The organism is Rosettibacter primus, from assembly GCF_036860675.1.
Taxonomy (GTDB): domain Bacteria; phylum Bacteroidota; class Ignavibacteria; order Ignavibacteriales; family Melioribacteraceae; genus Rosettibacter; species Rosettibacter primus.
In genome coordinates this window covers 140,595-156,538 of sequence record NZ_JAYKGK010000005.1, presented here as the reverse complement: position 1 = coordinate 156,538, position 15,944 = coordinate 140,595, and the positions used below count along the sequence as shown (strand labels likewise).

Here is a 15,944-nt window from a genome sequence, read left to right as displayed (position 1 = left end):
TTACGAGTTAACCTACGAAGAGGTTAAGATTATAGATCCGGAGATTGAAAAAATAATAAGTAAAGAGGATTATCGGTCCGCCTCTGAAGGATGAGAGGTTGAGGTTAAGCAGTGAAAAATTATTGTAAATTGTATAAGTTTGTTACAAATCCTTTAGATGTGGTGGTTAATTTTTGGCAGAAAGTAAAAAGGCTTTCCGAGGAAGAAAAAATAATTAGTATATATAAAGTAAGAGAAGAAATTTTTAATAATGATGATGAAATGAAACCGGATTGAAAAAAATCTTTCAGATAAATTTTTTAAATCAACTGAAATAAAAGATGTTTTTCGAGAAAATCAAAGAGTAGTTAATTGTACTACTTTAAAATCTTCACATTATATACAAAATGCAATAAATAAATTTTTAAATTATGAAAATGCCAATGCTTGGTTAATAGCATATGCATTATACCATTCTAAAGGAATGGGTTCCCCGAAATAAAAAACTAACAAAATATTTTGTCAATTCAATAAGTGGTTTATTCCACTGAGCCGTAGGCTCATGAGTCTTTTTAGCTAAAGAGAATGAGAGAAAGTTATCAATGTAAAAAAAAACAAAAATTTTTTTTCAAGCTATAGAATGTATAAGGAGTAAAATCAATTAATAAATAGATAAATGAGGAAAAAATTTTGGTATACAATGAAATGAATAGCCAAAGGTTAAAAACATATGAATTCTCTAATAGAAATATTAAGATAATTTGTTGATTTTTAATAACCATTAGTGAATGATGATTTGACTCGTGATAAAGATAAAAAAATAAGTTTTATCTTCGGAATTGTAGCAGCGAATTTATCCACTATTATCAAATAATTTTTAACAAGTATTAAAATGAAAAAGAATCCAAAATTTTGTATACTATTTTATTTTTTCTCTTGACTTATAAAAAAAAATTTTTTATCGTTGCGACAACGATTGAGCATTACTATGTCAGTTACTATTGATGATATTGCTAAATTAACAGGCTTTTCTATTACAACAGTTTCAAGGGTTTTAAACAAAAAAGCTAAAAAATATCGTATAAGTAAAAAAACTGCAGATATTATTAATAAAAAGGCTATAGAATTGGGTTATAGACCTAATGATATAGCTCGTAGCTTAAGACTAAAAAAAACTAATTTAGTAGGTTTAATTGTACCTGATATATCTAATCCTTTTTTCTCATATATAACTTCAGTTATACAAAATTTAGCAAGTGAATATGGATATAGTTTAATTGTAGCAAATACAAACGAAGACATTGAAAAAGAAATTGAAAATATTGAAATTTTTAGAAGAAAAGGAGTTGATGGATATATTATTATGCCAGTAGGTATCAAACATGAGCATTTGGAGGAATTAATTAAATATAATAAAGCATTAGTATTGCTTGATAGGAATATAAGTGTTCTCAATGCAAATTGTGTAGTAGTAAATAATTATTTAGGTTCTTATGAGGCAACAGAATATTTAATTAGAATGGGACATAAAAGAATAGGAGTGATTCAAGGTTTACCTAACACCTCTACAAACAATGAGAGATTGTTAGGGTACCGTAATGCTTTAGCTGATAATGGTATCCCAATTGATGAAACTTTAATAATGGGAAATGATTTTAGGAGTGAAAATGGTTATTTATCGACAATAAAATTAATGGAATTAAAAGAACCTCCAACTGTAATTTTTGCTTTTTCTGATCTTATTACTTTGGGAACTATTAAAGCTTGTTATGAAAAAGGTTACCGAATACCTGATGATGTTTCGATAATTGCATTTGATGACTTTGAGTTTGCTCCATTTTTACAAACGCCAATTACTGTGATTGAACAGCCTAAGTATCTTATGGCAGAATATGCAATTAAATTATTAATTGAAAATATGAGGAACAATAATCCTAATTTAAGTAAAAGAAAAATTGTGTTATCTCCTAAATTGATAATTAGAAATTCAGTAAAAAAATTAAATGAGTTAAATTTTATTAATGCTAAGGTGGTTTACTGAAGAATTTATTTTTATGCACAAACGTTTGTTCAAACACAAATAATTTTAGCACCATGATGAAAAAAATTATATACTTAATAATTTTCTGTTTAATTGTCGGTTGTAATAGAGAGCAGAATGAAATTAATTTATCTAAATCAGATAAAATAGTATTAACATTTTGGCATGGAATGATGTCTTCTTCTATCCCCGCATTAAATAAATTGATTGAGGAATTTGAAAAATCTCATCCTAATATTAAAATTAAAGCTCAAACTATACCTAATGGAGATGCAGGTATACAAAAAATAATGACCGCATTACAAAGTAATACAGCACCTGATATTTCATGGATTTATGCTGATTATTTAGAGGATTTAGTTAAAGCAAATGCTATTTATCCAATGAAAGAATTTATAGAAAGTGAAAATGGATTAACAAAAGAAGAAATAGAAGATATATATCCTGCACTTAGAATTTATGCTTCATGGAAAGGTACTTTGTATAGTATACCAATGGAAGCTACTAACTTAGCAATGATTTATAACAAAACATTATTTAGAGAGGCGGGAATAAATCCTGATAAACCCCCTAATAATTGGGATGAACTTTATGAGTATGCAAAAAAAATTCTGAAGGATTTCAATAATGATGGAATATTTGAAAGAATTGGATTTTTTATTCCTGTTTTCCCCTCTACTGGTTCTAGGAATGGATGGATGGTTTGGCAATTTAGACCTTTTATTTGGCAAGCAGGCGGAGAAATAATAGAAGAAGATCAATCGAAAGTAATATTTGATAGTGAGGCAGGTATTAGGGCATTAACTCTTTGGAAGAACTTATATAAGGAACAAAATCTTAGTAGAATTACTAGCGATTTTGATATGTTATTTGTTTCTGGTCAACTTGGTATGGCTATGGACGGCCCATGGAGCTTACCAAGATATAAAGAATTATTAAAAAATATTGATTGGGCTTTTGCACCACTTCCTGCAGGACCAGTTAAACGAGCTACAATTGTTGGAGGTGAATACTTAGCAATTTTCAAACAAAGTAGACATCCTAAGGAAGCTTGGGAATTTGTCAAATGGATTATAAAACCTGAAACTCAAGCTATGTGGTCAATGGCTTCTGGTTATCTACCTGTAAGAAAAGCAACAAATAAATTGCCTGAATTTAAAAAGTATTTAGAAGAAAATCCTAATTTCAAAGTATTTGTCGACCAGATGGAATATGCCCAGGCAGAAAGATCGATTGATTATGGTGGTATGCAAATAACACGATATTTAGGAGAAGCTATTGAAAGTGTAACAATCGGAGATATTGAACCAGCATATGCGCTTAAAATAGCAGCTGAAAAATCGAATAATTTATTAAAATCATATAAGAAATTTAGGTAAACAAGTGAATAAGAAAACCAGAGATATATTTACAGCTTTAGGATTTCTTGCTCCTACTTTGGTTATATTCTTGACTTTTACTTTTTTCCCTGTATTGTTTTCATTTTATTTAAGTTTCCAAAAATGGAATTCTTTTTCTTGGAGCGGTGAGTTTGTTGGATTTGATAATTATATAAGAATGGTTAATAGCGAAGAATTTTGGTCTGTATTTAAGAATACACTTATATATACAATAGGGACTGTACCTCTTAATATGATAATTTCATTATTGGTTGCCTATGGACTTAACAAAAAATTAGTAGGGAAAAAATTATTAAGAGCTTTGTTCTTTGCGCCAGTTGTAGTTTCACCCGTTGCAGCAGCGTTAATTTGGAGATGGCTATATGATCCGAACTTTGGATTGATAAATTATTTTTTGGTATTTATGGGATTAAAACCTGTTAATTGGCTGAACGACCCTTCTGCTGCAATGTTTGCATTAATTGGAATGGGTGTTTGGAAGACCTTTGGTTATAACATGATATTGTTCACTGCAGGTTTAAATGCTATACCCCAATCATACTACGAAGCGGCTATAATTGATGGAGCAAATTCATGGAAAAAATTTTGGAAAATTACTGTTCCTTTATTAAGTCCAACAACTTTTTTTATAATGGTTATGTCTATGATTGGTTCATTTCAAGTCTTTGATATAGTATATGTATTAACTTCGGGTGGCCCTCTTGGTTCAACCAAGGTTATGATATTTTATATATATGAAAATGCTTTTATATATAACGATATGGGCTACGCATCTGCAGTGTCTTATATGCTTTTTGGAGTACTTTTTGCCTTAACAATGTTACAAGCAAATTATATGAAGAACAAGGTATTTGTATAATATGAGAAAAAGAAAAATTAAAAATATAAGGTTAATGATTAATTCGATTATAATTCATCTAATAATTTATGCATTAGCATTTATTACAATTTTACCTTTTATCTGGATGGTATTAACTTCAGTGAAAGATATAAGTGAAATATTTATATACCCTCCAAAATGGTTTCCTACTAAATTAAAGTTATCAAATTATATAGACGCTTTTAATGCTGCTCCTTTTGGTAGATATTATCTCAATAGTTTAATAGTTGCTACAACCGTAACATTTGGTCAATTAATAACATGTTCTTTGGCCGCTTATGCTTTTGCAAGATTAAAATTTCCTGGTCGTGATATATTATTCTATATGTTTTTAGGAACTATGATGATTCCAATGAATGTAACAATGATTCCAGCTTATATGATATTGAGTTGGTTGGGATGGATAGATACGCTTAATGCTTTAATTGTTCCCGGTTTAGCATCAGCATTCGGCACATTTTTATTGCGTCAATTTTTTATGACGATACCCAAAGACTTAGAAGAATCTGCTTATATTGACGGTGCTTCGAGATTAAAAATTTTATTAAGAATAATTATACCGTTATCTAAACCAGCTTTAGCTACTTTATCAATATTTACTTTTATGGGTGTTTTTAATGATTTTATTTGGGCTTTAATTTGTATTAATTCAGAAGAATTAAAAACCGTGCAGCTAGGATTAGCAACGTTCCGTGATAAATATTTTACTCAATGGGATTTATTAATGGCAGGTTCTGTAACTGCAGTTGTTCCAATCCTTATTGTTTTCTTTATAGCTCAAAAATATTTTATTCAAGGAATTACTTTAAGTGGATTGAAAGAATAATAATGAAAGTTATTACGATCTATATATTGATTATTGAATTTGCACAAACCTTTGTTCTATGTTGGCAAATAACTGCGATAAGCATCGTTAACTTAAAATTTTATTCAAATATTGAAAGTTAAAGTAAAATAATGGCATGATTTTGAAGTTATTTTATATTGAAAATTGCTCATCACTATTTGTGTGTAGATTTAAAATTTTTAGTTCTTTTTTGATTCTAATGTAGAATGTAAAAAATGGCCGTTGGCATTTAATTAAATGGTCGAAAATAAAAAAGGTGATTTGTATGATTTTATGTAAACTTAAAAGAAACTTACTTTACACTATCATTATTTTATTGTCAGTGATAAGTTGTCAGAATGAAAATACAGTATTAGCACCATATGCAGGAAGTCCGCCGCTATCAAATATCAAAATTGAACAAGGAAAATTTATTCCAAGGATTACTTGGGTAGGTGGTTATGTTGCAGTTATTGGAGTTAACAGAGGAAACTTTGCAATCCTTGATTCTTCTTTGGTATGGCTCATATATAATCAAAGTGGTGATAAAATTTTATATCCTGTAACTTTTGGGACAATTATTGAAGGTACACAAAATATAATCAATAATTATAATGGAATACAATTAAAAGAGCTACAAGAAGATAATATATATACATATTGGTTAATGAAGGCTGATGTATGGAATAAAGTAAAAGATTTAAAAAATAAAATTATGATTACCGATTCTAAACTACCTGCAGGAGAAATTTATGTTGTAAAGGATACAGTCAAAATTTCTTCTTATTCATTTGCTTTTATTACTCAAGGAATTGATGTATATGTTAATATTGGAGATTTAACAACTTTTGGGCGATTAGGTAAAATCAATCTAACATCTCCTAAAGATGACACTGGTATAAAAATTTCTTGGGAGATAACTCAAAGTGGGGTTACTGAGGATAAAATAGCAGCAATTGGATTAGTTGAAGCTCAAACTTATAGTGCATTAAATATAATATGGGAAGTGTGGTCTGAAGAAGTAACATTGGGTGGAGAAAAAATATATGGAAAAAAAGACGTGATTCCTAACCATATATACTTAGGTGAAAAAATTGAAGGTACAAGAACATTTGTTGAATTTCCCAAAGATGGTCTTAAAAGGAATAAAAATTACTATTTATGGATAGCTACAAGTTTATGGGACCAAAAGAATCGCACTCGTGTAACTAATTATTATGCATATGCAACATTTAGAACTTGGTAAAATAATTTGGAGTTTTTATGAATTCATATATTAGAATTTTTCTATTGTTATTTTTATCATCAAATATAATACATGCTGGTGGCACAAATCGGTTAATACAGTTCGGAACAAAATCTACTTCATTAAATTCTCTTTATTATGCGGGAAATGATGGAATATCAAATGTGTATTTAAACCCAGCAGGATTAGGACTAAATGTTAGCAAGAGCTTTATAGAATTTTCAATTTTTACAAAAACCGAGGAACAAATCTTTGATAGTCAATATCAAGGCTTATTTAAATCTCTACTTGATGATGATATAAATTTTGGAGCAGGTTTATTTTATTCTATATCAGAAAATATTAAAACAGCTATAGCTATAGAATCGGTAGTAGATTATAAAGTATCCTGGCCTTATGTACTTCTATTCAAAATAGGTAAAACATCTGTAACAACTGCAAGTGATATGTATAATGAAATTACCACGAAAAGAATATCACCAAGTATAAGTTATAAGACAAATAAATTTATGCTTGGATTATCATTAGATGTATTCCAAGTAGTTCACAATGTTGCATATGCGATTGGTAATGATAAATACTTAAAAAATATTGGCTTACCAACTTATCAGCTTGATATGTCTAATAAAGGTTGGGGTTTAGAATATATTTTTGGTGTTATTTATGAGCTATCAAATAAAACACGAATTGGTTTATCGATAAATTCTGGAACATCAATAAAACTAAAAGGGACTGCTAATAGCAAATTATATGAGATAAGAGATTCTACAAAGAGTTCAGTAGGTGTAGAAAGTGAATTTCAAAATCCATGGAGAATAGGTTTTGGAATACTTTACAAAATTAATAATTACATAAATCTAAATTTTGATTTTAGATATAATATTTATTCTTCATTAAATGAAAAAATTGTTTTCACTTATGATAATAAAAAGTGGGAAAGTAATAAGTTCAATTTAGATACTATCACGGGTTTTTCAGCAGGTTATATATTACAAAAATTTAAGGATTCTTTTGATGCAGGAGCTGGTATAGAATATAAAGCGTCGCACAATTTAGAAATTTATTTAGGGTACAGATATTCATCTACTCCTAATAAAGAGGAAACATATAATCTATTAATGCCTACTGTAAATCAACATTCAATTTCTTGTGGTTTAAGTTATCATGATAGTGAAATGACCATCTCTGGCAGTATTATATATAATATGGGAGATAGTAAAAAGGTTTTAAATAAAACTAACAAACTATTTAATGGCTTATATGATATAAAAGGAGTTATACCTATGTTAACAATAAAATACATTTTATAAAGTTTTATAGGTGTTAGATGCACCTAATAAATAAATAATAAATAAAAATCGGAGGCTCAATGAAAAAATTATATTTTATATTTTTTAGTTTACTTACTATCTCCATCTTTAATGTAATCTTTGCTCAACAATTATATGAGCGAAAGGTTGTAAAAGTACCTAAGGTAGCACCAGGTACAATCAAGATTGATGGAAAGATGGACGAAGCAGCATGGCAGAGAGCAGCCCAAGCTAATTTAATAACATCATCAGGATATGAGATATATACAAATCAATATTACAGGGATGATTTAACTGAACCAGATTATGATGAGTACTATGCAAGGATGCTATGGACACAAGATACGCTATATGTATTTATCCATATAGATGAAATAGTAAATGATTCAACGAATTTATTCTGGGCAGGTAAATGGACAGGGGATCAATTGTTTGTAAGTATATCGAACAGGTTAGGGATAGATTTTGCACCGGAAGGGAGATATAATGGGAATGTATTTACAGTTCCAGATGGGCCATACCATTTCTTAATATTAGGAGATCAAATAACACTTAATGGTGGTGATTCTGTATTTATTCCTGAAGGGTATAGAAGAAAAGCTGGTGATACTACCTATACAAGAGATGCTTTTGATGCAAAAAAATACGCACGAATGGCAGCTGTTATAGATACGGTAAATGGAATATGGGATGTTGAACTAGCAATTTATAATCCTTCAGTTACAGCTCAATCAAAACTAGGATTTAACATAGGAGGAAGTACGGGTTCAAGATATTTTCATGAAAAGAATGGGGATGCATATGCATATTATTGCTGGCAGCCGAATGTGCCTGACCAACCCTATACAGAACCCCCAATAATACAGAGATGGAGAGACCAAGGTTTATGGGGTGATCCTGGGACAAGTAATTTAGCAACTTCTCAAGCTCATGCTGTTTTAGTATTTGAGGGAGATAATGAGGTTTATGTCCGTAAAGAAGTAGAAGTCCCATTAGTTGAACCTAATACAATCAAGATTGATGGAAAGATGGACGAAGCAGCATGGCAGAGAGCAGCCCAAGCTAATTTAATAACATCATCAGGATATGAGATATATACAAATCAATATTACAGGGATGATTTAACTGAACCAGATTATGATGAGTACTATGCAAGGATGCTATGGACACAAGATACGCTATATGTATTTATCCATATAGATGAAATAGTAAATGATTCAACGAATTTATTCTGGGCAGGTAAATGGACAGGGGATCAATTGTTTGTAAGTATATCGAACAGGTTAGGGATAGATTTTGCACCGGAAGGGAGATATAATGGGAATGTATTTACAGTTCCAGATGGGCCATACCATTTCTTAATATTAGGAGATCAAATAACACTTAATGGTGGTGATTCTGTATTTATTCCTAAAGGGTATAGAAGATTTTTAGGTGATACAGTATGGACAAGAGATGCTTTTGATGCAAAAAAATACGCACGAATGGCAGCTATTATAGATACGGTAAATGGGGTTTGGGATGTTGAATTAGCTATTTATAATCCTTCTATAGCCTATCAATCAGCTTTGGGATTTAACATAGGAGGAAGTACGGGTTCAAGATATTTTCATGAAAAGAATGGGGATGCATATGCATATTATTGCTGGCAGCCGAATGTGCCTGACCAACCCTATACAGAACCCCCAATAATACAGAAATGGAGAGACCAAGGTTTATGGGGTGATCCTGGGACAAGTAATTTAGCAACTTCTCAAGCTCATGCTGTTCTCAATTTTGTTAAAGAAATTAGTACAAGTATAAAGAATGAATTTGCAAATAATTTACCGATTAGTTTTGCTTTAGACCAAAATTATCCTAACCCATTCAACCCATCAACAACTATAAGATTTCATGTAAGTAATAAAACAAAAGTGTCATTAAAAATATACAACACACTTGGTCAACTAATTACTACATTGGTTGATAATCAAATTTTAGGTAGTGGAACTTATTTAGTTACATGGAATCCTTATAAGTTAGCAAGCGGTGTTTATTTTTATAGTTTAGAAGCTGATGGTAAAGTCATTACTAAAAAAATGATGTATTTAAAGTAATTAATTAACAAGTATGTGTGGCAGATTGAAATAAATCTGTCACACATATAAAATAAAATTCGGAGAAGTAATGAAAGCAGCAATACTTTATGATGCACATGATTTTAGAATTGAAAATTTACCAGATCCAGTTATAGAGAAAGATGAATGTTTAATTAAAATAAAAGCATGTGGTGTCTGTCATTCTGAAATTCATCAGTGGGATAAAAAAATATTCGAATTAAATTATCCAAGACATATTGGACATGAAATTAGTGGTGAGATTATAGACGTGGGACAAAATGTTTCAAATTTTAAAATCGGGGATAAAGTTGCAGCTTGGGTAGACGGCAAAGGTTATGCAGACAAAATCTCAATAAAGCAAGATAGATTATATTTAATGAATGAGGAACTTAGTTTCGAAGAAGCAGCACTGTTAGAACCTGTCTCGTGCTCAATAAATGCGATATTGAAAACTAATATACAACTTGGTGATACGGTAGCTATTATAGGTACAGGATTTATGGGTTTAATTCTTTTACAACTAATTCGTTTAACTGGAGCGAGCAAGATTATAGCTATTGATATAAGAGATGAAATTTTAAGACTATCAAAAGATATGGGTGCAGATATAATTATTAATCCTCAAAATGATAATGTAAAACAAATTATAAACGATATTACAAATGGCAAAGGAGTAGATATTAGCTTTGAATCAGGAGGAATTCAAAATACAATTGATTTAGCTGCAAGTATTTGTAGAATGGAAGGTAAATTAGTAATCTTCGGTTATCACCCTGGTCAAAGAATTATTCAAGATTTAGGATATTGGAATTGGATGGCATTTGAAATTATAAATGCACATTTCCGTAATATTAACACTATTCTAAGAGGTTCAAGAATAGGTATACAGTTATTAAATGAAAGAAGAATTAATGTTAAACAATTAATTACACATAAATATAACTTATCTGAGATAGAACAGGCATTTACTGTTGCTAAAAATAAACCTGCAGGATTTGTAAAATCAGTTATAATTATGGATTAATATTTATTAATAAACAAAGAATAGAAATGAAAACAATAAAAGTAAGTTGGATTTATCTTGTTTTTTTCTACTTCATATTATTATTTAATAATTCTATAGTATTATCCGCTGGAGGTAAATTAATAGGAAAGGTTATTGATAAAAATACTAAGGAACCACTAATTGGAGTAAGTATTGTTATAGAAGGAATTAATATGGGAGCTGCTACAGATGTCGAAGGAGAATATTTGGTGATAAACATTCCTCCAGGAGTATATAATGTGCGAGCATCAATGGTAGGTTATCAAACAATAACTAAAACAAATGTTGAAATTAGTGTAAATCATACAACTTATTTGGATTTTGAATTAGAGGAAGCTGTTATTCAGTTAAGCGAAGGAATTGTGGTTGTTGCAGATAAACCATTAATACAAAAAGATTTAACTTCTACGCGACATTTTGTCTCATCAAAAGAGATTTTTTCAAGGCCAACAAATCAATTAACCACTTTGCTTTCAACTTTACCAGGCATCGATGTTAGTTCTTCAGGAGAAATATTAGTAAGAGGGGGAACACTTGATCAAGTGGCTTTTGTAATTGATGGTATAAGAGCGCGCAACCCTCTTGATTTTCAACCTTATACAAATATAAATCTATCTGCTATTCAAGAACTTGAAATAATAACTGGTGGATTTAATGCTGAGTATGGTGAAGCTCAATCTGGAGTTTTTAATATTATTACGAAAGAGGGTTCAGAAAAATTTCAGGCATATGCAGAAATAAGATATACACCACCCGGCCTTAAACATTGGGGCACTTCATTATATGATTATTCAACTTCAAAATTCTGGGAAAATACTCATGCAAGACATTTACAATGGTGGATAGATAACCCAAATCAATGGGTCGATCCCAACGGTATCCCAGGTAATGACCCAAATTGTATTTGGAAGCCAGAACAAGCATACGAAGATTATATTAAAACTCATCAGCCGCTAACAGATTATACAAAGTTAGCTACATATCAAACTGAATTTTCTTTGGGTGGACCTTTACCAATTGATAATATGTATTATTTCTTTTCTGGTAAATATAGAACTTCTCCGCCAATTTCCGGTAATACATATGAAAGAAGGGGAAGATGGTTTGATGGTACATTGAAAATAAATTACAAATTATCTAAAAATATTAAATTATTATTCTCGGGTTTTTATAGTGATTCAAAGACAAGTCATGGTATGGAATATTTAGCTTTTGAAAATGGCTACAATAATAAATATGCATTGTATGATTTTGCTGGTTATCCAAAAAATAGAGTTGATGGACAAACCTTAAAACTTACACATATTTTAGGTGAATATACATTTTATGAATTACAGCTAAGCAGAATATATAGATATCGTAGTCAGTGGACTTTTCCAGGTGATGATAGTGGTTGGGAAACTGGTACACCGACTTATGACCGTTTAAGGGCGTTAAATGAGTATGGATTGCCTATCCCCGGTGGTTATAATAATATTATTGGATTGCATACAACTGGCTATTATTACAGAGGGATTGATAAAAATACAGATTATACTCTCTCATTCGACTTTGTTAGTCAATTGGAAAAACAAGTTCAAATTAAAACAGGTTTTGATTTTACGTATTACCATATAGACCGTTACCAAGAAGGTAAAGCATATAATATTGTAGAAAAGGCAGTATACAAACCATACGAAGGCAATATCTATGCTCAAAGCACTCTTGAATTTGAAGGCTTAATAATGAATGTGGGTTTAAGGTATGATTTTTATAATCCAAATGATTATGTCTATAAAAATATTTTTGACCCATTAGATATAATAAACGCAACAAAAGATGGAAGAACACCTAATCCTTTAAAAGAACCAACAAAAATATTTGGTCAGTTGTCCCCGAGAATTGGTATTTCTCATCCAATCTCAGAAAATACTGTGTTACATTTCTCGTATGGACATTTTTTTCAACGTGCAAATTTCGGAGATTATGGGGAAGGTTCTGGTAGTAATGTAGAAGGTCAAACTGTTTCAGGAATATTAAATTCTTATTTTATCAAAAATGCTGATGGCACACTTACGCCATATAATTTAGGTAATAGATTATTAAAACCAAGAAAAACAGTAGCATATGAATTAGGGATAGAACATAATTTTGGTGGAATTGTAAGTATGATTACTGCATACTATAAAGATATTACAAATACAATTAGAACTGTTACCGTATTTATGGATGATGGGACTTCATACCTGACAACTGGTAATTCAAATTATGCTGATGAAAAAGGAATAGAAATTTCTTTGAGAAAACCTTTAACAGAATTATGGGGTGGATATCTTAACTTTTCATGGAGTACTGGAATTACAGGACGTTCAGGCGATCCTGATATTGTTGCTTCACCAAAATCTGGTATTCAAAGCAGAATTACACAATTTACAGGTGATTATATTAATTATGAACCACCAAGATTAAAATTTGGGGTGATATTTGCCGTACCAAAAGACTTTTCGTTCATGTTTAATGCTTTTTCAAATATGCAGATTTCATTAGACTATCAGATTTATTATCCACATAAACAAATTGCATCGGATAATATAAGTGAAGGTGGGAAAACTTATACACGTATGCCATATAAAAATGCTCTATTTAGAGTTAGAAAAGAATTTCCTATTAGGCCTGGATTTTCACTTGCTGCGTTTTTAGAGATTTCTAATTTATTTAATGATACACATACTAACTTACAGGTTATTAATTCTTCAACTGCAACATTAGAAGATAGAGTAAAGTTTATTAATTCAAGATTTACAGTTTTTCCAGAATATACTCCTGATGGTAGTCCATTTCCGGAACCTATAAAGTATTTGAACTTACCACGCTCAATAGTACTTGGTTTAGCAGTAGAAATTAAATAAAACGAGAGGAAAGATGAAAGTAAGTCTAATTAAAAAGGCAATTTATTTTATTATAGCATTTTTTATTATTATTTTTAATTTAAATGCTCAGCAAGGGCTTGCCACCCACACAAGAGGGAAATTATGGGAAACAATTAACAATAATGGTTTAATAGGTAGTGCGGGAGCTTGGGATTACTTAGAAACAACTGGATTAGGATTTTATCCTGGTTTTAGTGGTTATTACTTTCCGAATGATGAACAATTAGCAAATTCACCTAATAAAGTAACAAATGCTAATTTTCATAATTTTAGAAGTGGTCCTTGGATTATAGCAAAAGACCTTTTTTCGTTGGAACCACCTGATTTTAGCCCTAAACCAAAAGACTTTTTAATGTATCATGCTTCATTAACTCCAACAAAGTATGGTACTATAACCAACTATTATCCTTTTGTGGCCACAAAAAATTTTATAGGGACTGAAAATTTCAATCCTCTGCTCCCTGAAGAAATGTATTATACAGAAATACCTACTGTAACAGGAATTACTATAAAACAAAGGTCTATGGCTTGGAGTTATCCAGGATTCAGTGACTTTATTATTTATGACTATGTTTTCAAAAACACAGGAGATATGGTTATACCGTCATTAAATAAAACAATGAATTATCAACAAACTTTAAATGAAGTTTGGATTGTATTTCACAGTGGCATTTCTGTTTCCACAAAAGGTACATTGAATTTTCATTATGACCCAAATCAGTTTTTAAATTCTGCTGCACCTGCTGGTGGATTTGGTGGATATGGAGGAAAACCAGGGTCAGATATTTATCATATTGAAGATGATAATAATGGTGATGGGAAAGGAATTATATTTTACAGCAGAGATTATAATGGGGGAAGAGAACCTGTTCCTTGGGATAAATGGCCAGTGAAGCAAAATTGGAGGGACTTATTAAGATTAAAACCCGAATGGGAGCCTGAACTACAGGATCCTGCATGTTTTGGATGGGTAATTCTTTACAGGGATTCTCCTCAAAACTCATCTTTTTCTGACCCATTTGATGCAGACCCAACATACTTCAGTGTTTATACTGATGAAGGTGATAATTTTAAAGGTCAGGATTTAGATTTCAATGAATTCTTTGGATTTAATAAATTCAAAGAACAATTCTTTTATGATTTTGCACGTCATAGTTATAGAAGACCGAATGATGGTAAAACTTATGCTTGGTATACAGCATCATTTGGACCGTATACATTAGCCCCTGGTGATTCTGTTCGATTAATAATAGCAGAAATAGCAGGGCAGATGGATATGAAAGAAATTGCAATGGGAGATCCCATGCATCATTTCCCTGATAGTTCTATATCGGCAATAAGAAGAAATGTCAATGCAGTTAGACAAGCAATAAAATGGGGTTTTGGGGCTAATATTAATGGTATAAATTTAGCTGCAGATGTGCCAGAACCTCCTCCAGCACCTAACTGTAAAGCTGTTAATGCTTCTATAGGTTCAGACACTGCTATCATAGCTATTCAATGGGATAAACTAGCAGAAACTACAAAGATTAGCGATAAAAGCGGAAATATTTTTTATGACGGTGTTTCTGATTTAAGTGGCTATCGCATTTTTAGAACAGATGATGAAAGAGGTATATGGGAACTATTAATTGATATACCCAGAACTGAGTTACATAAATACTGGAATTCAGAAAAAAATCTTTATGAATATCTGGATAAAGATTTACATTTTGGATTTGGTTATTACTATTATGTTCAAGCATATAACTCAAAACCAAAAACTTGGATATCAGCTAATGGTACAGTTGTGAATAATCTTTCAGAATTAAAAAGCGCTGATTATAACAGAACACCACTAACCTTTGCAAAGCCAGGACCTGTTGACATAACACAAAATGATTTTAATGTTTTTGTAGTCCCCAATCCGTATATAGAAGGTAGTATTGATTATAGTTTTGGTCAATTATCGGACAAAAAAATTGAATTTAGAAATCTTCCAGAGAGAGCAACAATAAGAATTTATAATCTAGCAGGGGAACTTGTCAAGACACTTCATCATGGGCCTGATACTTATGGTAACTTATCTGGTAGTGCTGCATGGGATCAAAAATCAGATTCAGGTCTTTTAGTTGCTCCAGGTCTTTACATATTTGTAGTTGACTCAGAGACTAAAGGGTCCGAAGGCAAAAGAGATATAGGTAAGTTTATGATTATAAGATAAGTAATA

General features: G+C 30.8%; 12 protein-coding genes. All 12 read left to right on the top strand.

Annotation, left to right across the window (positions count from 1 at the left end):
• The first annotated feature begins 111 nt into the window (after window positions 1–111).
• The 12 genes from VJY32_RS08275 to VJY32_RS08220 all read left to right on the top strand — a co-directional run bounded on the left by VJY32_RS08275 (window position 112) and on the right by VJY32_RS08220 (window position 15,938).
• Entirely contained in the window at window positions 112–276 is a 165-nt protein-coding gene (locus VJY32_RS08275) for a DUF4411 family protein (protein ID WP_353677440.1), read from the top strand.
• A complete protein-coding gene (locus VJY32_RS08270; RefSeq protein WP_353677531.1) occupies window positions 272–481 on the top strand; it encodes a DUF4411 family protein in 210 nt (69 codons plus the stop codon). Before VJY32_RS08275 ends, VJY32_RS08270 begins: the two co-directional genes overlap by 5 nt.
• Before the next feature lie 486 nt (window positions 482–967).
• The gene (locus VJY32_RS08265) at window positions 968–2,020 is read left to right on the top strand and encodes a LacI family DNA-binding transcriptional regulator (protein WP_353677439.1); all 1,053 of its coding nucleotides are present in this window, start codon (window positions 968–970) and stop codon (window positions 2,018–2,020) included.
• Window positions 2,021–2,076: 56 nt separating this feature from the next.
• Window positions 2,077–3,399 (top strand): ABC transporter substrate-binding protein, encoded by a 1,323-nt coding sequence (locus VJY32_RS08260; RefSeq protein ID WP_353677438.1) that lies wholly within the window; start codon window positions 2,077–2,079, stop codon window positions 3,397–3,399.
• A 4-nt stretch (window positions 3,400–3,403) separates the two neighbouring features.
• Window positions 3,404–4,279: a carbohydrate ABC transporter permease gene (locus VJY32_RS08255; protein ID WP_353677437.1), complete on the top strand. Its 876-nt coding sequence runs from the start codon at window positions 3,404–3,406 to the stop codon at window positions 4,277–4,279.
• 1 nt (window position 4,280) lies between these two features.
• Complete coding sequence (locus VJY32_RS08250; protein ID WP_353677436.1) at window positions 4,281–5,126, top strand: carbohydrate ABC transporter permease; 846 nt, start codon at window positions 4,281–4,283, stop codon at window positions 5,124–5,126.
• 286 nt (window positions 5,127–5,412) lie between these two features.
• The gene (locus tag VJY32_RS08245; protein WP_353677435.1) at window positions 5,413–6,372 is read left to right on the top strand and encodes a hypothetical protein; all 960 of its coding nucleotides are present in this window, start codon (window positions 5,413–5,415) and stop codon (window positions 6,370–6,372) included.
• A gap of 17 nt (window positions 6,373–6,389) precedes the next feature.
• Complete coding sequence (locus tag VJY32_RS08240; protein ID WP_353677434.1) at window positions 6,390–7,682, top strand: OmpP1/FadL family transporter; 1,293 nt, start codon at window positions 6,390–6,392, stop codon at window positions 7,680–7,682.
• Between the two features lie 59 nt (window positions 7,683–7,741).
• Window positions 7,742–9,778 (top strand): T9SS type A sorting domain-containing protein, encoded by a 2,037-nt coding sequence (locus tag VJY32_RS08235; protein WP_353677433.1) that lies wholly within the window; start codon window positions 7,742–7,744, stop codon window positions 9,776–9,778.
• A 70-nt stretch (window positions 9,779–9,848) separates the two neighbouring features.
• On the top strand, window positions 9,849–10,805 hold the full coding sequence (locus tag VJY32_RS08230) for a zinc-dependent alcohol dehydrogenase (RefSeq protein WP_353677432.1): 957 nt from the start codon (window positions 9,849–9,851) through the stop codon (window positions 10,803–10,805).
• A gap of 26 nt (window positions 10,806–10,831) precedes the next feature.
• Window positions 10,832–13,714 carry a TonB-dependent receptor gene (locus VJY32_RS08225; RefSeq protein WP_353677431.1) on the top strand — a complete coding sequence of 961 codons (2,883 nt, stop codon included), beginning with the start codon at window positions 10,832–10,834 and terminating at the stop codon, window positions 13,712–13,714.
• Between the two features lie 13 nt (window positions 13,715–13,727).
• Window positions 13,728–15,938, top strand: a complete 2,211-nt coding sequence (locus VJY32_RS08220; protein ID WP_353677430.1) for a flagellar hook assembly protein FlgD — start codon at window positions 13,728–13,730, stop codon at window positions 15,936–15,938.
• Window positions 15,939–15,944 lie beyond the last annotated feature (6 nt).

Bases quoted from the DNA above. Each gene is read 5' to 3' on its own strand.
- VJY32_RS08240 (WP_353677434.1), top strand. From the start codon at position 6,390: ATGAATTCATATATTAGAATTTTTCTATTGTTATTTTTATCATCAAAT.
- VJY32_RS08265 (WP_353677439.1), top strand. From the start codon at position 968: ATGTCAGTTACTATTGATGATATTGCTAAATTAACAGGCTTTTCTATT.
- VJY32_RS08235 (WP_353677433.1), top strand. From the start codon at position 7,742: ATGAAAAAATTATATTTTATATTTTTTAGTTTACTTACTATCTCCATC.
- VJY32_RS08220 (WP_353677430.1), top strand. From the start codon at position 13,728: ATGAAAGTAAGTCTAATTAAAAAGGCAATTTATTTTATTATAGCATTT.
- VJY32_RS08260 (WP_353677438.1), top strand. From the start codon at position 2,077: ATGAAAAAAATTATATACTTAATAATTTTCTGTTTAATTGTCGGTTGT.
- VJY32_RS08230 (WP_353677432.1), top strand. From the start codon at position 9,849: ATGAAAGCAGCAATACTTTATGATGCACATGATTTTAGAATTGAAAAT.
- VJY32_RS08245 (WP_353677435.1), top strand. From the start codon at position 5,413: ATGATTTTATGTAAACTTAAAAGAAACTTACTTTACACTATCATTATT.
- VJY32_RS08225 (WP_353677431.1), top strand. From the start codon at position 10,832: ATGAAAACAATAAAAGTAAGTTGGATTTATCTTGTTTTTTTCTACTTC.
- VJY32_RS08250 (WP_353677436.1), top strand. From the start codon at position 4,281: ATGAGAAAAAGAAAAATTAAAAATATAAGGTTAATGATTAATTCGATT.